Source organism: Staphylococcus sp. 231237_7MaSpsaltlick (assembly GCF_043107035.1).
The window spans coordinates 1-25,320 of sequence record NZ_JBICNX010000032.1 but is presented as its reverse complement, the minus strand read 5'-3'; the positions used below and the strand labels follow the sequence as shown (position 1 = coordinate 25,320).

Sequence of the window (25,320 nt, the reverse complement as noted above, 5' to 3'; positions counted from 1 at the left end):
TAATGAACAAAACAGATTTAATCAATGCTGTAGCTGAACAAGCTGAATTAACTAAAAAAGAAGCAGGTTTAGCTGTTGATGCAGTATTCGAATCAATTCAATCATCACTTTCTAAAGGTGAAAAAGTACAATTAATTGGATTCGGTAACTTTGAGGTACGTGAACGTGCTGCACGTAAAGGCCGTAACCCTCAAACTGGTAAAGAAATTGATATCCCTGCAAGCAAAGTTCCAGCATTCAAAGCTGGTAAAGCTTTAAAAGACGCAGTTAAATAATTCTTTACTTTTACTTAAAGCCCTTTTAAAGGGGCTTTTTCTTTTTGTAATTTTTTCGATGACGCAATACATAAAAAATCAAACAATAACTCTCATTTAAGTAATTTACATAAAATTAGGAATTTAAAAATTCCATAATCTTCAACAAACTGTCATTAACTGGTATATTTAACATTAAATATTAATAACTTTAATTATCGTTGATTTTATTTTTCATTATATAATGTTAATATGTATATTGATAATAACGTGAGGTGTGAACATGGAAACGACATTAAGCATATTAGAAAAACAAATTAGCAGCAGACTTAAAGGTGTAGACCATTATGAATCTATATATTTCAATCAAATATTAGGTCAAATACTTGATACATACGATATTCCTGAAGAAGCGAAATTAGCTTGCCTCACTATAGATACTGCAATGCGCCACTTAGATGAAGCCTATATAAAAGATACTTCAAAGAAATCTATTTTAATCGGTGATTTAATAAGTGCCCATTTTTATACATTATTAGCAACTTTAAATAATCCAAGTTATCAAAAGGATATCAGTCGATCAATTGTGGAGGTAAATGAAATTAAATCATCTGTACACCAAGATGATATAGATAAATCAGAAATGGGTTCTCACATACTAAAAGTAGAGAACATTTTTTTAATGATTACGTTGAAGCATTATGCCAATGAAGCAATTGATATACAAAGCATTAATGATAAACTATTAAGTCAACTCATTGAACAGAAACCTGCTTATTTAAAAAAATATACAGATAACGAAATTAAATTATTCATTCAAAATATTTAACAAAACTGAAATCAAATTTAAAAGAGGTAATAACTATGGCAGATAATAAAGTAAACAAGGAAAAAGTGCATAACGTTTTTCAAAATATATCAGGAAAATATGATCGATTAAATAACATCATCAGCTTTGAACAACATAAGACATGGAGAAAGCATGTTATGAAAGAAATGAAAGTTAAACCGGGTTCAAAGGCTTTAGATGTTTGTTGTGGAACAGCTGATTGGACAATTTCACTTAGTAAGGCAGTAGGCCCAACAGGTGAAGTAACAGGTGTTGATTTCAGTGAAAATATGCTTGAAGTAGGGAAGACAAAAACGCAAGATATGGACAATATTAACTTAGTCCATGGTGATGCAATGAACTTGCCTTTCGAAGATAATGAATTCGACTATGTTACAATTGGGTTTGGTCTTAGAAATGTTCCCGATTATTTGGCAACGCTAAAGGAATTAAACCGCGTATTAAAACCAGGGGGAATGGTAGTGTGTCTCGAGACAAGCCAACCTACAACACCTGGATTTACACAGTTATATAAATTTTACTTTAAATTTATCATGCCTATTTTTGGTAAAATTTTTGCTAAATCCAAAGAGGAATATGAATGGCTTCAACAATCAACATTTGATTTCCCAGATAAAGAGAAATTAAAAAGACTATTTTCACAAGCTGGATTCAGTAACATAAAAGTACGTAGCTTTACAGGTGGCGTTGCAGCAATGCACCTTGGCTATAAATAAAATCGAATTAACCAAAGGTGATTAGCGTGTCAAAGTTAAACATGAACAACGAAATTAAAAAAGTAGAAAAAAGAATCGAACAAGCAATTATCAGCAAGGATCCGACACTAGAAGCTGCTGCCAAGCATTTATTCACATCAGGTGGAAAACGTGTTAGACCCGCATTCGCTATTTTAAGTGGACAATTTGGTGAAACAGAAAGCGAAGATGTGTATAGAGTAGCTGTCGCATTAGAATTAATTCACATGGCCACACTGGTTCATGATGATGTGATAGACAAGAGTGATCGTCGTCGTGGCCGTTTAACTATTTCTAAAAAATGGGATCAGAGTACTGCAATATTAACTGGCAATTTCTTACTTGCATTAGGCTTAGAATATATTTCGTATATAGAAGATAATCGGGTTCACAAAGTTATTTCACACTCTATTGTCGATGTTTGCAAGGGAGAATTATTCCAATTTCAAGACCAGTTTAACAGCAATCAAACTATTACTAATTATTTAAGACGTATCAATAGAAAAACTGCATTACTTATCCAATTATCTACAGAGGTTGGCGCTATTGCTGCAGGTGCAGATATTAAAACTATCCACAATTTAAAAATGATTGGTCATTATATAGGTATGAGCTTTCAAATTGTAGATGATATTCTTGACTTTACTAGTACAGAGAAGCAATTAGGCAAACCAGTAGGTAGTGATTTAATGAATGGTCATCTCACATTGCCAGTACTTCTTGAAATGAAAGTTAACACTGAATTTAAAACACAAATTGCAGCGCTTAGCCCTGAAAGTAATAAAGCAGAATTTGAGACATGTATCAATACAATACGTCAATCAAATGTGATACAAACTGCCCAAGAAATTAGTGATAAATATCTCGATAAAGCTTTGAGTCTGATTGATGAACTTGAAAATGACAGTGCAAAACCATTATTTAAAAAGATTATTAAAAAAGTTGGAAAAAGAAATGTGTAAGTTATGTGAAAAACGTTGAAAGCGCTTTAATTACCTGTTAATATAGGACTGTATCGGATAAGTATATTTATTTAGATATATCTTATTGTGTATAACGAATTTTACACTTAAACAACAATACAGGGGGATTTACACAAGATGGAAAGAACTTTTTTAATGATTAAACCGGACGCGGTACAACGTAATTTAATTGGAGAAATTATTTCTCGTATAGAACAAAAGGGGTTAAAGATTGTGGGGGGTAAATTAATGGCAGTGCCACAATCACTTGCTGAAGAACATTACTCTGAACATAAGAGCAAGCCTTTCTATAACAATTTAATTGAATTCATTACTTCTGCACCAGTATTTGCAATGGTTGTTGAAGCTGAAGATGCTGTACATATCTCGCGTCATATTATTGGCAAGACAAATCCATCTGAGGCAACTCCTGGTACGATTAGAGGAGATTTAGGTTTAACAGTTGGAAGAAACATTATTCATGGATCTGATTCTGTAGAATCTGCAAAGAAAGAGATTGCTTTGTGGTTCAAACCTGAAGAACTTAGCGATTATACTGAGACTCGCGAAACTTGGTTATATGAATAATACCATTTTACATATATTATAAAATTGAGACCCTTGAGATGAATTTCTTGAGGGTTTTATTTTTTATGCGCTTTTAACATTACGTTATATCACCTTTTTACACACACTATTACATTCTACGTATTTTCCGTTTAAATAATGACATAAATGCATGCTAAACACTTTATGCTATTTATAACTCTCTTTACAAGTGGTACACTAATGCAAATAGAAATGATAGAATTTTCTTAAGATTTAAGATTTGTAAATTTTTCTATTAATTTGCTTAAATGAATATGATAAGATATAGAACATATAACAATTTAAAGTACTAAAGAACGGAGTGGGTAAATAATGAGATATTTAACTTCTGGGGAATCGCATGGTCCACAGTTAACTGTAATAATTGAAGGTGTACCAGCGAATTTAGAAATTAATGTAGAAGATATAAATGAAGAGATGTTCAAGCGTCAAGGTGGCTATGGTAGAGGTCGACGTATGCAAATTGAAAAGGACACAATTGAAATCGTTTCAGGTGTCAGAAACGGCTATACATTAGGTAGCCCAATTACGCTTGTTGTTACTAACGATGATTTTACTCACTGGAAAAACATTATGGGTGCAGCACCAATAAGTGAAGAAGAACAAGATAACATGAAACGTGTTATTACAAAACCACGTCCAGGACATGCTGACCTTATTGGTGGTATGAAATATAATCATAGAGATCTAAGAAATGTATTAGAACGTTCATCTGCACGTGAAACAGCTGCACGTGTTGCTGTAGGTGCAGTAGCTAAAATTCTACTTAAACAATTAGACATAAACTTTTATAGTCGTGTAGTTGAAATTGGCGGCGTTAAAGATGATGCTGAATATGACATCCAAACAATTAAAAACAATATAGATAAAAATGATGTACGTGTTATCGATGATAGTGTAGCACAACAAATGAGAGATAAAATCGATGCAGCTAAAAAAGCCGGCGATACAATAGGTGGTATTGTTCAAACAGTAGTAGAAGGTGTACCAGTAGGCATTGGAAGTTATGTACATTATGATAGAAAGCTTGACGGAAGAATTGCCCAAGGTGTAGTTAGTATTAATGCCTTTAAAGGTGTAAGCTTTGGTGAAGGTTTTAAATGTGCTGAGTTACCTGGTAGTGAAGTACAAGACGAAATTTTATATGACGCAGAACAAGGTTATTACAGAGGTTCTAACCATTTAGGTGGTTTCGAGGGCGGTATGTCCAATGGTATGCCAATTGTAGTGAGTGGCGTGATGAAGCCGATTCCTACTTTATATAAACCATTGAATTCTGTTGATATCAATACCAAAGAGCCATTTAAAGCGTCAATCGAACGTTCTGATAGTTGTGCAGTGCCTGCAGCAAGTGTCGTAATGGAAAATGTCGTAGCATTTGAACTGGCAAAGGCTGTATTAGAAGAGTTCCATTCAAATCATATCGACCAATTAAAGGAACAAATTGAAGCACAACGTCAAATTAATATTGAATATTAAGCAATATTAAAATATTAAATGTAATTAGGTGAAATCATGATATTAGAAACTACTTATAATTCTAACAACTATCCAATCATTGTAGAACATAACGCATTAGAACAATTACATCAATTTATACAAGGCTATAAAGATATCGTCTTAGTTGTTGATGCCACAGTAAATAATACATGGTCTTCTGCATTAGCATTTTTAACTTCTGAATATGATGCACATAAAGTGATAATACCTTCAGGAGAGTCAACTAAGTCATTAACCTTCTATGCAGAGACAATTGAGGCATTACTGAGCAGACAATTAACTCGTGATACATGTTTAATCGCTATAGGTGGTGGTGCTACTGGCGATTTTACTGGCTTTTTAGCAGCAACACTTTTACGTGGTGTAGATTTCATTCAAGTTCCAACGACTATTCTAGCTCATGATTCTAGTGTTGGTGGAAAGGTTGGTATTAATTCACAACATGGCAAAAATCTTATTGGTGCATTTTATAGACCGAAAGCTGTTATCTATGATCTGAATTTCTTATCAACATTACCATTTTCAGAAGTGCTAAGCGGCTATGCGGAAGTTTATAAACATGCCTTATTAAACAATGAGGCTGCAGTGCGTGAAATCGAACAGCAATATAGTAATGCCACTGAACTTAAGGCATTAGATGAAATTGAATACTACCTTTATAAAGGAATTGAAACTAAACTGAATATTATTTTACAGGATGAAAAGGAATCAAATGTACGAAAATATTTAAATTTAGGTCATACATTTGGTCATGCTGTTGAATATACCTTTAAAATACCTCATGGACATGCAGTGATGATAGGAATCATTTATCAATTTATTGTTAGTAATCAAGTTCTAAATCAAGATTTTGATATCGAACATTATATTCAATATTTACAAGACTTAAACTATCCTTTAGACATTATAAGTCAATTTGAATTTGATGCACTATATGCATTGATGTTAAAAGATAAAAAAAATAATCAACAAGGTGTACAAATGGTTCTGTTGGACGGTATTGGCAATCCAATCGTAAAGCATGTAGATAAATCAATACTGCTTCAGTCTTTCGAATTATTAGTTGCGCACTTTAAAAAGTAGGAGGGCCACAGATGACAAACAATGAGACAATAGCAATTAATGGACCTTTAACTGGTGAAATAGAGGTCCCAGGCGATAAATCAATGACACATAGAGCGATAATGTTAGCTTCATTAGCTACTGGCAAATCAACAATTAACAAACCTTTGCTCGGAGAAGATTGTTTACGTACAGTTGAAATTTTCAAAAAACTAGGTGTTGATATCTCTGTATCCGATAATAAAATCGAAATCGATTCACCAGGCTATAAACATTTTAAAACACCACACCAAGTGTTATATACAGGAAATTCAGGAACGACAACACGATTAGTTGCTGGACTATTATGTGGTTTAGGAATTGAAAGTGTGCTATCTGGTGATGAATCTATAGGCAAAAGACCTATGGATAGAATTCTCAAGCCATTAACTGCTATGGATGCCAACATAACTGCTATTGATAATAACTACACTCCATTAATCATCAAACCTGCACAAATTAAAGGAATCAATTACGAAATGGAAGTTGCCAGTGCCCAAGTCAAAAGTGCAATTTTGTTTGCAAGTTTATTCGCAGATGAACAGACAACTATTAAAGAATTAGGTACTACAAGAAATCATAGTGAAACAATGTTCGAACACTTTAATATTCCTGTTCAAACAAAGGACGGCTATATCGAAATACCACCTAAAGGTATAGAGCATATTCAAGCAGCAGACTTTAATGTACCAGGTGATATATCATCTGCAGCTTACTTTATTGTTGCTGGGTTAATCACTCCTGATAGCGATATTACAATTCATAATGTTGGCATAAACTCGACCCGTTCAGGTATTATAGATATCGTGACTCAAATGGAAGGGAACATTACATTATTTAATCAAACAAATGGTGCTGAACCTACTGCTTCTATACGCGTGCAATATTCTCCCAATATGAAACCAATACATATAGAAGGGGACTTGGTACCTAGAGCAATTGATGAAATACCAATCATTGCACTTTTATGTACACAAGCGAATGGAACGAGTATCATTAAAGATGCAGAAGAATTAAAAGTGAAAGAAACTAACCGTATTGACACTACAGCAAACATGCTCAATTTATTAGGTTTTACATTGCAACCAACAAACGATGGAATGATTATTCATCCATCAGCATTAGAGCAAACTGCCACGGTAGATAGTTATACAGACCATAGAATCGGTATGATGTTAGCTATCGCTTCCCTTTTAACTTCAGAGTCATTAACGATTAACCAATTTGATGCAGTCAATGTATCTTTCCCAGGGTTTATGGACAAGTTAAAACAATTAGAAAATGAGGGATAAAAAGTATGGAAGACATCTATAAATTAATAGATGATATCAACTTACAAAAATTAGATAACTTAGACACTCGCGTAAATGAGGCATTGAGTTCACCGAATGATGACGCCTTATTTGTACTGGGAGAAACGTTATATAATTATGGACTAATGCCTCAAGGATTAGAAGTTTTTAGAACTTTGTATCACAAGTATCCAGATGAAAGTGAACTTTTAATTTATTTTATTGAAGGATTAATGTCAGAAAATCAAACTGACGAAGCTTTAGAATATCTTAACGAAGTAGAATTATCTACTGAAAGGCTAATGCTAGAAGCAGATTTGTATCAACAATTAAATATGATTGAAGTAGCAATTGACAAATTAGTAGAAGCAATTGAGCTTGAACCAAATGATCCAATTATTCATTTTGCTTTAGCTGAGTTATTATATTTTGATGGTCAATATCTAAGAGCTGCATCTGAATATGAAACAGTATTAGAGACTGGCGAATATGAAGTGAATACGATTAATTTATTCGCACGATTGGCAGATTGTAGTTTACAAAGTGGTAATTATAGCGATGCCATAAAAATGTTTGACGAAATGAACGAAGATGAAATGAATTCTGAAGATTATTTGAAAAAAGCAATCGCCTATGAAAAGAATGACCTAACACAAGAAGCCATTAAACTTGTAACTACTTTACTTTCAAAAGACCCAGACTTTTTACAAGGTTATTTCTATTTACAGCAATTATATGAAAATGAACATAATCATGCTGACGCAATTGAAATTGGTAAAGAGGGATTGAGACTAAGTCAATTCTATAAAGAGTTAATGGTGTCAACTGGTAGCATTCAAATTGAACACGGTGATGCAAATGAAGGCGTTCAATTATTGATTCAAGCATTAGAAGTAGACAATGCTTATCAAGAACCATTGTTAATTCTTAGTGATTTGTACCGTTCAGAAGAAGATTACGAAAGTTTAATTGGACTTTTACAATATGTGGATGAAGAAGATTTAGATCCAGTATTTATGTGGCATCTCGCATTTGCGCTTGGACAGGAAGAACGTGATAAAGAGGCTCAACATTTCTTTGAATTAGCATATCCAACATTACAAAGTCAATCGGCATTCTTAAGTGATTATTACTACTATTTAATTGAAATTGGTAAAGTAGAACAGGCTAAATCAATATTAAATCAATTATTAGAGTTAGAGCCGAGTAATGAAACATGGCATGATGAGGCCGAAAGATTAACATCTTACTAGTCGAGGAAGGTGAACTGTTTGGCTGACACATTGCAACAGATGAAATCATCTTTTATAGAATATATATTATTTCAATATCGCTTTAAGTCACGTATCAGTGTATGGGTGCTGAATTATTTAAAATCAGCACCAGATGTTTTGCAAAACATACATTTTGTAGATGAAATTATACCTACACATAATACATTAGAGATGTCGGTAGTTAATGCGAATAAAATTGCGATTCGTTTGATACTGAGTGACAAACAATTGATTAATAATGATGAAATATTTAATTATGTCGTGAAGTCGAAATTTGCATTCGATGTTAAATTACATTTTGAGGAAGAGGATGTTAGAGAACCTCGTTTAGACGAGCTGTTGCTTAATCAACTACTCAATTCACCATATTATGCATTATATATGCAAGATATCTATAGCATACCTCTAACCAAAAAAAGTGAACGCTCAATTATTCAACATTTACAATCCAATATAGATTTGAGTTTGCAATTGCATGATCGACCGTTGTTCTATCAATTATCACAAATATTAAATACATTTAAATCAAGAAATGTTAATTCAGGTTTGAGGGAATAAATCTATGAACATAACAACAATTTGGCAGCTATGTATCTACAATAAAATAATACTTTCTTTTTTATTAATCTGTAATGTCTTAGGCACAATATATGGTTATATTTGGTATGGTACACAATTACAAGCAACGAGTTGGCAATTCAAACCGTTTGTGCCTGATAGTCCAACCGCTTCGTTGTTTCTATGTATTGCGATTATAGGCTTTATGCTAGGTAAGCAATTACCTATCGTAGAAGCGCTCGCTTTTACAACATTAATAAAGTATGGCGTTTGGGCAGTAATCATGAATGTGATTATGTTTATACAGTATGATCATGTAACTGTAATTGGATGTATGTTGATACTCTCACATGGCATTATGGCAATCCAAGCCTTACTATTTTATCCGAGAATGAAAGTAACACTACTTGGTTTCTTAATCAGTATGATTTGGGTATTTAATAACGATATAATTGATTATGTCTTTATGCAGTATCCTTTTTATGACTTTATTGCTAGACATATTGAAGGCGTGGCCTACTTAGCATTTACATTAAGTGTAATTCCACTCGTTCTTTATTTATATTTAACCCGATTTAAAAAGACTAAATTATTTGACCTTCCTTAACGTTCACAGTAAAATATAACTAAAGGAGTGAGGATTTTTGTCTTTTATCTATATGATAGTTTACTTTGTTATCTTAATGGTACTCCCTCTATGGGCACAGCACAAAGTTAAATCGAATTATGAGAAATATTCACAAGTTAGATCAACAAGTGGCAAGACCGGACAAGAAGTTGCATTAGAAATACTACATGCGAATGGCATTTATGATGTAGATGTCGTCGAAGGGAATGGTTTCTTAACTGATCATTACGATCCTAGAAAGAAAGTTGTAGTATTATCACCTGCAAACTTTAGCCGTCCTTCGGTAGCGGGAACTGCGATTGCAGCACACGAAGTTGGTCATGCAATACAACATGCACAAGGCTATTTCTTCTTGAAATTCAGAACATCATTGGTACCTTTAGCAAATATTGGTAGTTCAATTGGATATTTAGCAGTTTTTGCTGGTATTATTTTAACTACTTTACACAGTACTTTAGGTTCTACAGCGTTATGGATTGGAATTGCGTTTATGTCATTTGCAGTGCTCTTCTCTATCGTAACACTACCGGTTGAATTCAATGCGAGTAGTCGAGCTATGAAACAAATACAGAGTTTAGATATTGTAAATGAAAAAGAATATAAACACGCTAAGAAAGTATTATCAGCAGCAGCTATGACTTATGTAGCATCAACTGCAGTAGCGTTAGCAGAACTTGCACGTTTCATTCTAATCGCACGTTCAAGTGAATAATAAATAGTCGAGTTTGGAGCTTAAATGCCCATGCTCAAAATAAAAGAGCTATTCCGTTATGGATTAGCTCTTTTTTATGTTAAGACATCATATTTTCGAAATACCCTGTTGATATGGCTAAGGAAACTATGCCAGTGGAAAACTAACTTGTGTGCGAATTTCAGTAAATAGGTTCTAATCATACAAACTATTGTACTTTAAATTATTAGTCCTTGAATATCCACGCATTTAGTGGTGAATATTCGCTGAATGATGTACCAGCTCCAATCTTTTCATGACCAGTTCTTACTTAACAAACATAAACAATTATTTACTATTATTAACTGATAAAATCATTCTCATACACACTATAAATATGCTATGGAAAATGTCTAGATTGCAGGAATAATGCATGAATCATCATTTTAAGCTATACTATATTAGAAAACGTAAGATTGAGAGGGATCCTTTGATGAAAACAATGAATGAGATGCAAAATGAGGTTGATGAATATATTGGCCAATTCAAAACAGGATATTTTTCACCATTAGCAAATCTTGCACGCTTAACAGAAGAAGTAGGGGAGTTAGCTAGAGAAATTAATCATTATTATGGCGAAAAAAAGAAAAAAGATTCAGAAGCTGAAAATACAATTAAAGCAGAACTAGGCGACAATTTATTTGTCTTACTCTGTATTGCTAACTCTTTAGACATCGATATGTCAGAAAGCTTCGATGAAACGATGACAAAATTTAATACACGAGATAAAGATAGATTTGAACGTAAATAATATAGAGATTGTGGGGTGTAGCACACTATGAAAATAGGTATAACATGTTATCCATCTATGGGTGGATCAGGCATTATTGCTACAGAATTAGGTATTAAATTAGCGGAACGTGGTCATGAAATTCATTTTATAACATCAAATATTCCATTTAGAATACGCAAGCCTTTACCTAACATCACGTTCCATCAAGTAGAAGTCAACCAATACCCCGTCTTTCAGTATCCTCCTTATGATATAACGCTAAGTACAAAAATTGCAGAAGTTATCAACGAATACGATTTAGACTTATTACATATGCATTATGCAGTACCTCATGCCGTATGCGGTATATTGGCGAAACATATGTCGCATAAAAATATCAAAATTATGACGACATTACATGGGACAGATATTACAGTATTGGGTTACGATCATTCATTAAAAAATGCCATAAAATTTGGTATTGAAGAAAGTGATATTGTAACAAGTGTCAGTGACTCATTAGCACAACAAACACAGGATATTATTGAAACTGATAAAGATATCGTTCCGATTTATAATTTTGTTCGTGAAAATGAATTTCCAACTAAATCTGATGAACTATCAGAAAAAAGTAAGCACTTAAAAGCATGTTATGGTATAAAAGATAACGAAAAGGTATTCATCCATGTGTCTAACTTTAGAGCAGTCAAACGTATCGATACAATTATTGAAACATTTGCAAAGGTACATCAAGAAATACCTTCTAAGTTATTATTATTGGGTGATGGCCCAGAATTAATGGACATGAAGCAAAAAGCCAAAGACTTAGCTGTTGAGGAACATGTATTATTCCTTGGTAAACAAGACTGGGTGAGTGAATTTTATCAGATAGCTGATTTAGTTTTATTACTGAGTGAAAAGGAAAGTTTTGGACTTACATTACTGGAAGCTATGAAATCTGGTGTGGTGCCAATTGGTTCTACAGCAGGAGGCATAAAGGAAGTCATTAAACATGAATCAACAGGTTATTTAGTTGATGTAGGAGATAGTGACTCAGCTAGTAAATATGCTAAAAAACTACTACTTGATGACAATTTATATAAAGAAATGCAAACGAAAATGTTAGCAGATGTGGAACAACGTTTTGCATCAGATTTAATTGCAGATCAATATGAGTATTATTATAGAAAAATGTTAGAGGGAAACAATGAATAAATCTATTTTTGAAGCAGCTCAACCTATATTAAATAACTTGATCAAACATGATTATCAAGCATATTTCGTCGGTGGCTCTGTTCGAGATTATTTAATGCATAAAGAAATTCATGACATTGATATCACAACCAGTGCAACACCAGATGAAATTGAAGCAATTTTTGACAAAACAATTCCAATTGGTAGGGAACATGGCACTATTAATGTAGTTTATAAACATGAACAATATGAAATCACAACATTTAGAGCTGAAGGGGAATACGATGACCATCGTCGACCTAATGCAGTCTATTTCGTCCGAGATTTATATGAAGATGTAAAGCGACGTGACTTTACGATGAATGCAATCGCCATGGATACGCACTATCGTATACTTGATTACTTTAATGGACAACAGGACATTGAAAATAAAATCATTCGTACAGTAGGTGATGCTGCCGAAAGATTTAACGAAGATGCATTGCGTATTATTAGAGGACTCAGATTTCAAGCACAACTTGGATTTATGCTAGAAGAATCAACTTATTTAGGAATGAAATCACACATTGCTAGTATTGAACATCTTTCAATTGAGCGAATAATTGTTGAATTAAAAAAATTATTTACTGGAAAGTATATCACTCAAAGTTATAATAATTTAAAATCCTTAAATGCATTCAACTATATAACTTACTTTAATCAATTTGATTTTACGAAATTCCAAGTCAACCTACCTGTCGATTTCACTTTACTAATTGCTGCTTTGAAAGTTCAACAACCTATGGTAGAGGCTTCTTTATCAATGTTAAAAATAAGCAATCAGGAAAAGAAAGCAATCACAAAATATGAACAGTTGATCCAAACTATTCCTAATATTTCAAGTAAAAATGATTTAAAATATTTTGTTTATGATTACGGCAAAGTAGATATTATTAATGTATTAAACCACTCTGAATTATTACACGATAATCAAATTATTGACCTGCAACCATTAATTGTTAATAGAGACACAATTAATGAAACTTATGCTCAACTACCGATAACTTCAAGAAAACAGATTGCAATTAATGGTAATGACATTTTGACCAGTTTAAATCAGCCTGGTGGCGCATGGTTAAAACCATTATTACGCGATATCGAATGTGCCATTATTCGTGGAGAAATAAACAATCAGAAGAATGAAATTTTAGAATGGGTGAAAACACATGTCAAAATATAGTAAAGATGTAATACAAATTTTATATCAACATCAGCCAGATTATATTTCTGGGCAGTTTATTGCCGAACAATTAGCGATTTCGCGTACGGCTGTCAAAAAAATTATTGATCAATTAAAATTAGAAGGCTGTGAAATTGAGTCCATAAATCATAGAGGTCATCGCTTAATACAACTCCCAGAAAAATGGTATAGTGGCATTGTACAACCAATTATTCAAGCACAAAATCTTTTTAAGCATATTGAAGTAATAGAATCGACACCATCTACTCAGATATTAGCCAAACAAAAGCTTGTGGGTAACAGCGATACCTATTTAATCCTTAGCGATGAGCAAACAGAAGGAAAAGGTCGCTTTAACCGACCATGGGCGTCATCAAAAGGTAAAGGCCTATGGATGTCCATTGTTTTGCGTCCTAATGTACCATTTGATACTATAACTAAATTCAATTTGTTTATGGCTTTAGGTATTAGAGATGCAATTCAACAATTTTCTGAAAAAAGAGTAACAGTCAAATGGCCAAACGACATCTATATTGATGGTAAAAAGGTTTGTGGCTTTTTAACTGAAATGGTAGCTAATAGTGATGGCATAGAAGCAGTCATTTGTGGCATTGGAATCAACATGAATCAATCTCAAGCTGATTTCACTGGCGAATTAATTGAAAAGGCCACTAGTATTAGAATAAATTCAAATGATATAATCAATCGTTACTATTTTTTACAAGCATTAGTTAAGCATATAGAATACCGTTATAACCAATTTATTTCAGAACCATTTTCTATAATACGTGAGGAATATATTGATGCTTCTAATATTTGGAATAAGGAATTAAAATTCACGGAAAATGGTAATCAATTTTTAGGTAAAGCACTAGACATTGATAATGATGGCGTGCTAATCGTAATAGATAATGAAAATCAACAACATAAATTAATCAGTGCTGACATAGAGTTTTAAAGTCATAATTAAACGAAAGGAGGAATACAGATGAATACACCTTGTTATGCAGTCGTTGATTTAGAAACGACAGGTAATCAATTAGACTATGATGAAATTATACAAATTGGCATTACATTCGTTCGTGAGAATAAAATCATTGGCACCTATCATTCATTAATTAAAACGGATTTAGATATTCCTCCTTTTATTCAGGCATTGACCTCAATTGAAGACAAAATGCTAAATCAAGCTCCTTATTTTCATGAAATTGCCGAAGACATCTATAAACAATTAGATGGTTGTATATTTGTGGCACACAATGTCGCTTTTGATTTAAATTTCATTAAGAAGTCCTTTAAATCTTGTAATATAAAATACCGTCCTAAAAAAGTGCTGGATACATTAGAGTTGTTTAAAGTAGCATTTCCAACAGATAAGAGTTATCAGCTTAGTGAATTAGCAGAAGCGCATGGTATTGCATTGGATAATGCACATAGAGCGGATGAAGATGCAGAAACTACGGCACAATTGATGATACTTGCCTTTGAAAAGTTCGAATCATTACCACTCGATACTTTAAAACAACTATATTATTTAAGTAAAAACTTAAAATATGACTTATATGACATTATCTTTGAAATGGTGCGTAATCATAACCAAGAGACATTAGATCAACATTATGAGCAATTCGAACAAATTATATATAAGAAGCAAACGGATTTTAAAGCACCTAAAGTTAATTTTGAAGGTACATTAAAAGATTTATATACAATGGTGGCTGAGGAGTTAAACCTCACTTATAGACCGCAGCAATTATATCTAGCTGAAATTATCCTAGAACAATTAATGCATAGTGAAAAAGCAATGATCGAAGCCCCTTTAGGAAGCGGAAAATCAATTGCCTACTTACTTGCAGCAATAATGTATAATATTGAGACTGGTAAACATGTAATGATTTCTACAAATACGAAATTATTACAAAATCAATTACTTATTAAAGATATCCCTGCTTTAAAAAAGGCATTGAATTTCAAAATAAATGCGTCATTAATTAAAAGTAAACGTGATTATATTGCTTTAGGATTGATAAGCCAAATACTTAAAGACGAATCGACAAATTACGAAGTAAATATATTGAAAATGCAGTTACTTATTTGGATAACAGAAACTGAAACTGGTGATATTCAAGAGCTTGATTTAAAAGGCGGACAGAAAATGTACTTCGAACAAAAACTCGAAACCTATGTACCGGTGCGCAATGACATTCATTACTTTAATTTTATAAAGCGTAATGCGCAAAATATACAAATTGGTATTACTAATCATGCGCACTTAATAAATGCTTCGCATGATAATACGATTTATCAATTATTCGATGATTGTATTATAGATGAAGCACATCGTTTACCTGATTATGCTTTGAATCAAGTCACAAATGAGCTGAGTTACTCAGATATAAAATATCAATTAGGTCTAATCGGTAAAACAGAAAATGAAAAATTACTAAAAGCAATTGATACGTTAGAACAACAGCGCATCTTAGAAAAACTTGATATTCCACCAATTGATGTATTTGGACTAAAAACAAATATAAATGAAATTCATGATTTAAATGAGCAACTTTTTAATACCATGTATGAATTGATCAAGCAAACTGATGTACACGATGACGAAATTCACAAAGTGCATTTTGTTTATCACTTTGATGTATCTCCAATTTTGCAAGATTTACATGCCATCATTCATAAATTAAATATGACACTTGAGTTTTTCAATGGCATGAGCCATAAAACGATAAAATCTGTACGGAAGCAAATTCTATATATTAATGACCGCTTTAAAGATATTGAACATAGTTTAAAAAATAACCATACTAGTTATTTATCAATTAAAAATTTAAATCAAAAATCAACCATTCGCTTAAATGTAAAGGATTATGAAGTAAAGGATATATTAACAAAGCAAGTGTTGGATAAGTTCAATTCACTTACATTTATCTCAGGTACATTAACCTTTAATCATTCATTTGAAAGCTTTAAACAATGGTTTAATAAAGATGCCAAATTTAATACTTTTGAAATTGATTCTACTATATCAAATCGTAAACAAACTACAGTATTCATACCAAACGACGTTTCATCTTATAACTATAAAAATATCAATGATTACGTTACATCTATTGTTAACTACGTTGTCGAATATACAACTAACGTTGAGTCCAAATGTTTAATCTTATTTACGAGTTATAAAATGATGCATATGGTACAAGAATTACTCAATGAGTTACCTGAATTTGAAGATTATGTTATTCTCACGCAACAACAAAATCAGAATTATAAAATTGTACAACAATTTAATAGCTTTGATAAATCCATTTTGCTAGGGACAGGCACTTTTTTCGAAGGTTTCGATTTTCAATCAAACGGTATTAAATGTGTAATGATAGCAAAATTGCCATTTATGAATCAAAATAATACTAAGTATTGGTTAATGGATACTGAATTTGCATCGACCTTTAAAGATTATGTTTTACCAGATGCAGTCACTCGATTTCGTCAAGGGTTAGGTCGATTAATTCGTGGTGAACAAGATAAAGGTATTATCGTTTCATTCGATGACCGACTCGTGCGTAGTAATTATAAGCAATTTTTTGAGCAAGCATTAGAAAACTATAAACAAAACAAAGGCGACATAAAACAATTTTCAAGTTTATTGAAAAAAATAAAAAAAGATGAACATAACAAACCATAAAGTTAACACACGCAACTAGAACTGAGTTACGTATTTTGTTAAAATATATTAGGATAAATAAAAGTAGATTATGAATATTAGGAGACTGGTTATGAAAACAACGATTAAGCAAGCTAAACAATACCTTAACCAAGAAGTAACAATAGGCGCATGGTTAACAAATAAACGTTCAAGTGGGAAGATTGCTTTCTTACAATTAAGAGACGGCACTGGTTTTATGCAAGGTGTTGTAGTAAAAGCGGATGTTTCAGAAGATATATTCAAACTGGCTAAAGAGGTTACACAAGAATCTTCTTTATATGTAACAGGTACGATTACAGAAGATACACGCTCTGATTTGGGTTATGAAATGCAAGTGAAATCAATAGAAGTCATTGCAGAAGCACATGATTACCCAATTACACCGAAAAATCACGGTACTGAATTTTTAATGGATCATCGTCATTTATGGCTGCGCTCTAAAAAGCAACATGCTGTTATGAAAATCAGAAACGAAATCATTCGTGCGACATATGAATTCTTCAATGATAATGGTTTCACAAAAATCGATCCACCAATTTTAACTGCAAGTGCACCAGAAGGAACAAGCGAATTGTTCCATACGAAATACTTTGACCAGGATGCATTTTTATCTCAAAGTGGTCAATTATATATGGAAGCAGCAGCTATGGCACATGGTCGTGTATTCTCATTCGGTCCAACATTCAGAGCCGAAAAGTCTAAAACACGACGCCATTTAATTGAATTTTGGATGATTGAACCAGAGATGGCGTTTTGTGATCATATACAAAGTTTAGAAGTTCAAGAGCAATATGTTACACATGTCGTAAAATCTGTATTAAACAACTGTAAGTTAGAATTAAATGCATTAGAAAGAGATACTTCAAAACTTGAAAAGGTAACAACACCATTCCCACGTATCACATATGATGATGCTGTTGTTTTCTTAAAAGAGCAAGGCTTTGATGATATTGAATGGGGCGAAGACTTTGGTGCACCTCATGAAACAGCTATTGCAAATCATTATGATTTACCAGTATTTATTACAAATTATCCGACTAAGATAAAGCCATTTTATATGCAGCCAAATCCTGACAATGAAGATACAGTATTATGTGCTGATTTAATTGCACCTGAGGGTTATGGTGAGATTATCGGTGGTTCTGAACGTATTAATGATTTAGCGTTATTAGAACAACGTATCAACGAATACGAATTAGACCCTGAAAGTTATAGTTACTACCTAGATTTACGTCGTTACGGTAGTGTACCTCATAGTGGTTTTGGATTAGGATTAGAAAGAACAGTTGCATGGTTATCAGGCGTTGAACATGTCCGTGAAACTTCGCCGTTCCCACGTTTATTAAATCGTTTATATCCATAAATAATGTGTTATTAATTTTCATTTTGCGTCCAGTCTCAAATTTTTGACTGGGCGCTTTTATAACAATTCTGGTTGATTGGAGTGATATATATGAACATTGAACAACTAAAATCAAGACCTGTTATAATACGAAAGGAATTATTAGACCATTATTCTGACATGGGGTTAAACGAGACTGAGCTAATTATTCTAATTAAACTTTTGCATAGTGCAGAAATTTCAAATAAACAACCGTCAATTGAAACTTTACAACAAGGTAGCACATTAGACTCTAGGGAAATTACTGCTATCATTCAACGTTTAATCCAATATGATTTACTAGAATTAAACGTTAGTAAAGATGAAGAAGGTAAATTTACCGAGTATATGAATCTTGATAAATTTTATACAAGGTTAAGTGAAATTATTGATTCAATAGAGAAAGAAGAGATAGCTGAAGATAATACTTTAGCATTTGAAAATGTCTTTAAAAATATAGAACTAACCTTTGGTAGGGCTTTGTCACCTTATGAAATAGAAACAATTAATCAATGGTTAGATGTTGACCATCATGAACTGTCGGTCATTCAAGCAGCATTAGACGAGGCCGCAAGTCAAAATAAACTCAGCTTTAAATACATTGACCGTATCCTACTTAATTGGAAGAAAAACAATGTTAAAACCATTGAAGATTCTAAAAAAATAAGCCGTCAATTTAATCAACCTCAAATGAAACATACTGTACAAAAAGTACCTAAGTTTGACTGGCTAAATGGGGAGAATCCAGATGATCAGCAATAAAAAAGCACTAGAAATGGTAGATGTCATAGCAAACATGTTTCCAAATGCAGAATGCGAATTGGTTCATGACAATCCATTTGAACTTACAATCGCAGTCTTATTATCTGCTCAGACTACAGATATTTCAGTTAATAAATTAACTAAAAATTTATTTCAAAAATATAAGACACCAGAAGATTATTTAAATGTAGAACTAACAGAATTAGAAAATGATATAAAAACAATAGGCTTATATAGAAATAAAGCTAAAAACATTCAAAAGTTATGTCAATCACTGCTCGTTAAATTTGATGGTAAAATTCCTGAAACACACCAAGAACTAGAAAGTCTTGCCGGCGTCGGCAGAAAAACCGCAAATGTTGTAATGAGTGTTGCATTTGGAGAACCTTCATTAGCTGTAGATACACATGTTGAAAGGGTTTCTAAGCGTTTAGGGATTTGTCGCTGGAAAGATAATGTACGTCAAGTAGAAGATAAACTGTGCAAAGTTGTACCTCGTGAGCGTTGGAATAAAACGCATCACCAACTTATATTTTTCGGACGTTACCATTGCTTAGCTAGAAGTCCAAAATGTGATATTTGTCCATTATTTGAAGAATGCAGAGAAGGACAGAAACGATATAAAGCAAGTTTGAAAGAAGCGTGATATTTATGATAGTAAAAGAGGATTTTATTGAACTGGAAACGCAATTAGATATGTTTGCCAAAAACAAGCAATTAAAGAAACCTGAGGCCATTTCTGCATTAGATAGCTATTTCGATTTACTTGTTGCGTATTTCAAACAAATTAATCAAATTGATCAAATTGAACTAAACCAATTGTCTTCGTATCCAGTTGTACCTATGAACTTTGAAGAGCGCTATACTTACATGATAGAGCGTAAGCATCATTTCATGGGTTATAGACAAATGAAAACACTAAAAACCGAACTTATTAAAATGAATGCCGCATATCAACTTAAGCTTAAAAGGGAACAGCAATAACAAAAATGACAATGTTTTTAATGGCTATTATTTATAGGCGCTTAATTTTGACTATTAATATTACTTTTACAAATGAACCATATGCTAAGTATATGGTTTTTTTCTACAAGAAAAAACCCCCGATTTCCTAAAATAGGAACTCGGGGGTTAAATTCATCTTATGATGATTTTCTAATATCAAATATTGCGTTCAAGTTGAATAGCTTAGTCAATGCATTACCACTAGAAGAATTGCTTCCAGAGCTTTGACTTGATTGAGAACTACTTGATGAACCACTATTTGAAGTACTGCTATCAGAACTACTGCTTGATTCACTGCTACTAGAGCTTGATGAAGAACTACTACCTTGACCATTTGGTTTTTGGCTCGTTGTGTTATCATCTGGATGTCCAGCTACAGATAAATCATCTTTATCACTGCCATTAACTGAATCTGGTTTAGTAAAGTCCTTACCATCTTTAGGCGAGATATCAGACATAACATCTTCTAATAGATATTGTGGGTATTCTTGTTCATCGTGACCGACGAATGAATTTACGCCACCTTGTTTAACTGATTTGAAGCCCATCCATACAGACATACTGTATTTAGGCGTGAAACCGTTAATCCAAACATCTTTCGCAGCATCATCTGGTAAGCCGTATTGTTGATAAGTTTGTTCACCATACGTACCTGTACCAGTTTTAGCGGCTAAGTTAACACCTGATACTCCATGACCATAGGCAGAACCATATGCTTCGAATGTACCTTTTAATACTTCCGCTAACATATACGCTGTATAGTCTTTCATCGCTTTATGACTCGTGTGTTCATATTTAATTGTTTCACCGTCTTGCTTAACGACTTTCTTAATAGAGTGTGCATTGTTATATTCTCCACCGTTAGCAACTGCAGCATATGCTGAAGCTAATTGAGTAGGTGAGAATTCTGATGCTGATCCACCTAATACTTCAGAAGGTCCGATATCACTTTGATAATCAAGTCCTACTTTTTTAGCAAATTTCTTAGGTGCATCATTGCCGGCATTTTCTTTAGTAGATTGCCAAGCTTTAAGTGCTGGAATGTTGAAACTTTCACGTAATGCATCATAAAGTTTCACTGTACCATGACTCTTTGTATCATAGTTTTTAAACGTTACACCATCGACTTGATATGAAGATTCATCTTGGATAGCGTGATTTGTTGCCCATTGCATATTTTCTATTGCAGGACCATATGCTAAGAATGGTTTCAGTGATGAACCAGTAGGGTGAGCATCTGTTGCTTGGTTACGATCTTGGATATCTCGATAATTTCTACCGCCAGAAATCGCAACTAAACCACCAGTTTCACTGTCAACAATTGAAGAACCAACTTGTTGGTCTTCGTTCTTATAATAACTACCATTATCTACACGGTCTTGTAAAGTTTGTTGAACATTTTTATCCATGTTTGTATAAATCTTAATACCACTATTTAAAACAGATGCTAAATCTTTGTCTTTAAATTCTTTGTTGTTCATTAATTCTGATTTAACAAACGTTAAGTAAGAATCGTATTCTTTGTTTGAATCATTTTCACTTACTTGTCGTTCTTTATTTGTTCGTTTTACTAAGTTATCTTGAAGAGAAGTTTTTTGTGCTTCTTCTTTTTGCTTCTTAGTAATTCTATGGTGGTATTCCATTAGATAAAGTACTGTATCTTTACGTGATTCCGCTTGTTTAGGGTTGTCATAGATATTATAAGTGTTTGGCACCTGAGGTAGACCTGCTAAGTATGCTTCTTCTGCTAAATTTAAATCTTTTAAGTCTTTGTTGAAGTAATATTTAGCAGCAGCTTTCACACCGTAGACACCATCTGAATAATAAATCTTATTCAAGTACATTTGGAATATTTCATCTTTACTGTACTCTTGTTCTAAACGATATGATAAGTATGCCTCTTGAGCTTTACGAGCAATAGATTTTTGGTCAGTTAAGAATGAACGCTTAACAACTTGTTGTGTTAAAGTCGAAGCACCTTGTGATCCAAATCCACCTGTAAAGTTCTTCGCAACAGCACCAAATAGACGTTTATAATCTAGTGCACCATGATCATAGAATCGATTATCCTCTGTAGCTAAAACAGCTTCTTTCATTTTGGTTGGTACTTTGTCTAAATCGACATGTTCTCTACGTTGACCATTGTCCAACGTTTTTACGAGATCACCATTTTTATCGTAAATTTTTGCTGGTATCGGATCTTGTAATTTAGATTCCGTAAATGCTGGTGCTTTCCAAGCATAATACGCAAATAGTAAAATACCGATTAATGCTAAAACGATAAAGGCAATGATAAGAAAGCCGAATATCTTAATAATCGTTCTCTTAATATTCCTATTCTTTTTTTGTTCGGACTCTCCATTACTATTGGATTGGGAAGTCCTTTTCTTCTCCGTCATACGCGGTCCTCACTTTCATCTAATATCAACTTATCAACTGCTTTGATGTAATTCAATCGTGGTTGATACTGATAAGGAATATAGTAACCATTTTTTCTAATTTCTTCAACCGTAATTGACTTTTTCACCTCACTCATATGTCTTTCCCAAAAATATTTGAATTTAACATAGGGAAGCAAATAAACTTCATCTAATGTTTTGAAGCGGATTAATAAAAAAACGATTCCATTTTGCTTATAACATGCATCCATATGTACAACTTGATGCTCATGCATATTATTTAAAGGAAACGACGTTTTATTTTTAGTTTCTTTTGCTTCAAAATCTAGATAACGGCCATTGTAAATGCCATTATAGTCAGTGGTTGAAGGTGTTCGGAAATAAGCTTCATTGATTACGGCTTTACTTCTCATGGGGTAGTGAACATTTACTATTTGTACGGGGGTAGGCTTTTTATGTATAACAGCCATGCCATGGTTTAAATAATAAGTGTTCGACAGTTCGATATCCTTTTCCAAGGACATACCTCTGCCACCATAGTCTATATTACTTGATTTGTTAGAAAAAGCGCGTCCGACTTGAGGCTTATTTCTATTAAATGGCTTTCCATTAGGATAATTCATTTTTTTCACCACTCTAATTTGGTTATGAAAAACCTTTTCCATTATAACTGACTTTGCTTTATTTTTCCAAACTATACTATAAGAAAGGATGTAAATTTAATTACAAAAATACATCATGTATATTTTAACGTGCTTCTTTTAAATATACAATATTAGAAAATAGAGTTTAATTTTAAGTATTTAAACTTTGACATCGCTTTAGAAATGACGCATCACGGCATTTGTGGTAAATTTGTTGTGTAGGAGGAAACCTCATGCAACAATTAATTACTCAGCTTTTAAATGAAGTGCAATACATGCAAGATAAATATGAGTTAGTAAAAGAAAGTAATACAGATTATGATTTTTATACAGAGGTCATACCATTCACTGAGAATATTGATAAATCACTTTCTAAATTGCGTTCATTTGAGACTCAAATTCTATCATTACAATATATGAATAAAAGAAAGTTCGACCTACTTATTTCAAATATCGAGGCATTGTCTGTCGAGTGTCATTTTAAACGTACAAGTAGGAAACTTTTCACTGAAAAAATTAAAGCAGTACAATATGATTTAGCTTATATACTGAGAAATGAGTGGAAATATGATTAAGACCATTTATGTAACAGGATATAAATCTTATGAATTGAATATATTTAAAGACGATGCGCCAGAAATCAATTATTTAAAGCAATTTCTCAAACATAAATTAATTCAGTTGATTGAAGAAGGATTAGAGTGGGTATTAATACAAGGACAGATGGGTATAGAATTATGGACAGCAGAGGTAGTACTTGAATTAAAAACTACATTCCCGGAGTTAAAACTTGGTATTATAACTCCATTTTATGGGCATAGCGATAGATGGAATGAGCAAAATCAATTAAAGTATAATACAATCCAGCAACAAGCTGATTATGTAGATAGTGTGTTTCATTCATCATATGAAGGGCCTCATCAATTTAAACAAACAGATCGATTTATGCTAGATCATACCGATTTGACGCTGTTAATTTATGATGAGGAACAAGAAGCAAGCCCAAAATTCTTTAAGCAGATGTTAGTTGATTTTATGGAAGAAACAAACTATACTTGTGACATTGTTACGTTCGATGAATTAACTGAATTTATCAACGATTTACAGTGGTCTCAAGAACAAAGTTTTGAATGAGGTGGAAAAATAATGTCAGATGTTTCATTAAAATTATCAGCAAAAGATATTTATGAAAAGGATTTTGAAAAAACTATGACTCGTGGTTATAGAAGAGAAGAAGTAGATGCCTTCTTAGACGATATCATAGCAGATTATCAAAAAATGGCAGACTTAGATAGTGAAGTCGTTAAACTTTCAGAAGAAAATAATAAACTTAAAAAAGAGCTTGAAGAGTTGAGATTACGTGTAGCAACATCGAGACCACAAGAAAATAAAAATTTCTCTTCAAACAATAGTAATGCAAGTAAGAGTGCCAACAATAGCGGTAATAATGTAGATATTTTAAAACGTATTTCTAATTTAGAAAAAGCTGTGTTTGGTAAATAAGGTAAAGCATAATTGTTAGAAATATATGCCAAAGGTGGATAAGGTACTATCTACATAAAGACAAGTTTTAAATAAATTTAAAACTTGTCTTATTTTTATTTGTTTCAAAAGTTAAATGATGATATACTTTTAAAGATGGTGTTTCGGGTAATCGCTATAGCAATATAGAGGAAAGTCCATGCTCACACAATCTGAGATGATTGTAGTGTTCGTGCTTGACGAAACAATAAGTCAAGGCATTAAATTGACGGCAACGAAATAGCCTAAGTCTTCAAAGATATGGCTAGAATAGTTTGA

The 25,320-nt window shown here is 32.7% G+C and carries 26 protein-coding genes and 1 other RNA gene; 25 read left to right on the top strand and 2 right to left on the bottom strand.

The annotated features are described in order from the left end of the window. Positions 1–2 precede the first annotated feature (2 nt). From ACF91D_RS27270 to ACF91D_RS27170, 21 genes are all read left to right on the top strand, one after another. Positions 3–275, top strand: coding sequence for an HU family DNA-binding protein (locus tag ACF91D_RS27270; RefSeq protein WP_015900354.1), 273 nt, complete (start codon positions 3–5; stop codon positions 273–275). A gap of 262 nt (positions 276–537) precedes the next feature. Continuing rightward, positions 538–1,083, top strand: a complete 546-nt coding sequence (locus ACF91D_RS27265) for a heptaprenyl diphosphate synthase component 1 (protein ID WP_107589667.1) — start codon at positions 538–540, stop codon at positions 1,081–1,083. Between the two features lie 35 nt (positions 1,084–1,118). Further along, positions 1,119–1,820, top strand: coding sequence for a demethylmenaquinone methyltransferase (locus ACF91D_RS27260; protein WP_042738645.1), 702 nt, complete (start codon positions 1,119–1,121; stop codon positions 1,818–1,820). 26 nt (positions 1,821–1,846) lie between these two features. After that, positions 1,847–2,800: a polyprenyl synthetase family protein gene (locus ACF91D_RS27255; RefSeq protein ID WP_107527482.1), complete on the top strand. Its 954-nt coding sequence runs from the start codon at positions 1,847–1,849 to the stop codon at positions 2,798–2,800. A 138-nt stretch (positions 2,801–2,938) separates the two neighbouring features. Further along, positions 2,939–3,388: a nucleoside-diphosphate kinase gene (ndk, locus tag ACF91D_RS27250; protein WP_107527481.1), complete on the top strand. Its 450-nt coding sequence runs from the start codon at positions 2,939–2,941 to the stop codon at positions 3,386–3,388. A 333-nt stretch (positions 3,389–3,721) separates the two neighbouring features. Continuing rightward, a complete protein-coding gene (gene aroC, locus ACF91D_RS27245) occupies positions 3,722–4,888 on the top strand; it encodes a chorismate synthase (protein WP_107527480.1) in 1,167 nt (388 codons plus the stop codon). A gap of 36 nt (positions 4,889–4,924) precedes the next feature. Continuing rightward, positions 4,925–5,992, top strand: coding sequence for a 3-dehydroquinate synthase (gene aroB, locus ACF91D_RS27240; protein WP_107527479.1), 1,068 nt, complete (start codon positions 4,925–4,927; stop codon positions 5,990–5,992). An 11-nt stretch (positions 5,993–6,003) separates the two neighbouring features. Beyond that, positions 6,004–7,302 (top strand): 3-phosphoshikimate 1-carboxyvinyltransferase, encoded by a 1,299-nt coding sequence (gene aroA, locus ACF91D_RS27235; protein WP_107512653.1) that lies wholly within the window; start codon positions 6,004–6,006, stop codon positions 7,300–7,302. Positions 7,303–7,307: 5 nt separating this feature from the next. After that, the gene (locus ACF91D_RS27230; RefSeq protein WP_042738651.1) at positions 7,308–8,555 is read left to right on the top strand and encodes a tetratricopeptide repeat protein; all 1,248 of its coding nucleotides are present in this window, start codon (positions 7,308–7,310) and stop codon (positions 8,553–8,555) included. A gap of 18 nt (positions 8,556–8,573) precedes the next feature. Beyond that, the gene (locus tag ACF91D_RS27225; RefSeq protein WP_042738652.1) at positions 8,574–9,134 is read left to right on the top strand and encodes a YpiB family protein; all 561 of its coding nucleotides are present in this window, start codon (positions 8,574–8,576) and stop codon (positions 9,132–9,134) included. A gap of 4 nt (positions 9,135–9,138) precedes the next feature. Further along, the gene (locus tag ACF91D_RS27220) at positions 9,139–9,741 is read left to right on the top strand and encodes a DUF1405 domain-containing protein (protein WP_042738653.1); all 603 of its coding nucleotides are present in this window, start codon (positions 9,139–9,141) and stop codon (positions 9,739–9,741) included. 37 nt (positions 9,742–9,778) lie between these two features. Beyond that, positions 9,779–10,474: a zinc metallopeptidase gene (locus tag ACF91D_RS27215; RefSeq protein ID WP_042738654.1), complete on the top strand. Its 696-nt coding sequence runs from the start codon at positions 9,779–9,781 to the stop codon at positions 10,472–10,474. A gap of 451 nt (positions 10,475–10,925) precedes the next feature. Further along, positions 10,926–11,243: a nucleotide pyrophosphohydrolase gene (locus tag ACF91D_RS27210; RefSeq protein WP_042738655.1), complete on the top strand. Its 318-nt coding sequence runs from the start codon at positions 10,926–10,928 to the stop codon at positions 11,241–11,243. A 27-nt stretch (positions 11,244–11,270) separates the two neighbouring features. Then, positions 11,271–12,419 (top strand): N-acetyl-alpha-D-glucosaminyl L-malate synthase BshA, encoded by a 1,149-nt coding sequence (gene bshA, locus ACF91D_RS27205; RefSeq protein WP_392438046.1) that lies wholly within the window; start codon positions 11,271–11,273, stop codon positions 12,417–12,419. Further along, entirely contained in the window at positions 12,412–13,617 is a 1,206-nt protein-coding gene (locus ACF91D_RS27200; RefSeq protein WP_107589673.1) for a CCA tRNA nucleotidyltransferase, read from the top strand. Before bshA ends, ACF91D_RS27200 begins: the two co-directional genes overlap by 8 nt. Further along, positions 13,604–14,575, top strand: a complete 972-nt coding sequence (locus ACF91D_RS27195; RefSeq protein WP_107528002.1) for a biotin--[acetyl-CoA-carboxylase] ligase — start codon at positions 13,604–13,606, stop codon at positions 14,573–14,575. Before ACF91D_RS27200 ends, ACF91D_RS27195 begins: the two co-directional genes overlap by 14 nt. Before the next feature lie 30 nt (positions 14,576–14,605). Next, positions 14,606–17,308 carry a helicase C-terminal domain-containing protein gene (locus ACF91D_RS27190; protein ID WP_107591398.1) on the top strand — a complete coding sequence of 901 codons (2,703 nt, stop codon included), beginning with the start codon at positions 14,606–14,608 and terminating at the stop codon, positions 17,306–17,308. Between the two features lie 91 nt (positions 17,309–17,399). Then, positions 17,400–18,692 (top strand): asparagine--tRNA ligase, encoded by a 1,293-nt coding sequence (gene asnS / locus ACF91D_RS27185; RefSeq protein WP_042738660.1) that lies wholly within the window; start codon positions 17,400–17,402, stop codon positions 18,690–18,692. 90 nt (positions 18,693–18,782) lie between these two features. Then, positions 18,783–19,472: a DnaD domain-containing protein gene (locus tag ACF91D_RS27180; protein WP_119624398.1), complete on the top strand. Its 690-nt coding sequence runs from the start codon at positions 18,783–18,785 to the stop codon at positions 19,470–19,472. After that, a complete protein-coding gene (nth, locus tag ACF91D_RS27175; RefSeq protein WP_107513032.1) occupies positions 19,459–20,118 on the top strand; it encodes an endonuclease III in 660 nt (219 codons plus the stop codon). The genes ACF91D_RS27180 and nth overlap by 14 nt, the downstream gene beginning before the upstream one ends. A 5-nt stretch (positions 20,119–20,123) precedes the next feature. Next, complete coding sequence (locus tag ACF91D_RS27170; protein ID WP_107528084.1) at positions 20,124–20,456, top strand: YpoC family protein; 333 nt, start codon at positions 20,124–20,126, stop codon at positions 20,454–20,456. 158 nt (positions 20,457–20,614) lie between these two features. Here the strand turns inward: ACF91D_RS27170 and ACF91D_RS27165 are convergent, their stop codons facing one another. Continuing rightward, on the bottom strand, positions 20,615–22,876 hold the full coding sequence (locus tag ACF91D_RS27165; protein ID WP_107527905.1) for a transglycosylase domain-containing protein: 2,262 nt from the start codon (positions 22,874–22,876) through the stop codon (positions 20,615–20,617). Then, the gene (recU, locus tag ACF91D_RS27160; RefSeq protein WP_042738665.1) at positions 22,873–23,499 is read right to left on the bottom strand and encodes a Holliday junction resolvase RecU; all 627 of its coding nucleotides are present in this window, start codon (positions 23,497–23,499) and stop codon (positions 22,873–22,875) included. Before recU ends, ACF91D_RS27165 begins: the two co-directional genes overlap by 4 nt. A gap of 254 nt (positions 23,500–23,753) precedes the next feature. Between recU and ACF91D_RS27155 the strand changes: the two genes are divergently transcribed. From ACF91D_RS27155 to rnpB, 4 genes are all read left to right on the top strand, one after another. Further along, positions 23,754–24,095, top strand: coding sequence for a DUF1798 family protein (locus ACF91D_RS27155; RefSeq protein ID WP_107527906.1), 342 nt, complete (start codon positions 23,754–23,756; stop codon positions 24,093–24,095). Then, the gene (locus ACF91D_RS27150) at positions 24,088–24,654 is read left to right on the top strand and encodes an SLOG family protein (protein ID WP_107527907.1); all 567 of its coding nucleotides are present in this window, start codon (positions 24,088–24,090) and stop codon (positions 24,652–24,654) included. The genes ACF91D_RS27155 and ACF91D_RS27150 overlap by 8 nt, the downstream gene beginning before the upstream one ends. 12 nt (positions 24,655–24,666) lie before the next feature. Next, on the top strand, positions 24,667–25,023 hold the full coding sequence (gene gpsB / locus ACF91D_RS27145; protein WP_042738668.1) for a cell division regulator GpsB: 357 nt from the start codon (positions 24,667–24,669) through the stop codon (positions 25,021–25,023). A gap of 139 nt (positions 25,024–25,162) precedes the next feature. Beyond that, positions 25,163–25,320, top strand: an RNA gene (rnpB, locus tag ACF91D_RS27140) — RNase P RNA component class B; the annotation flags it as partial.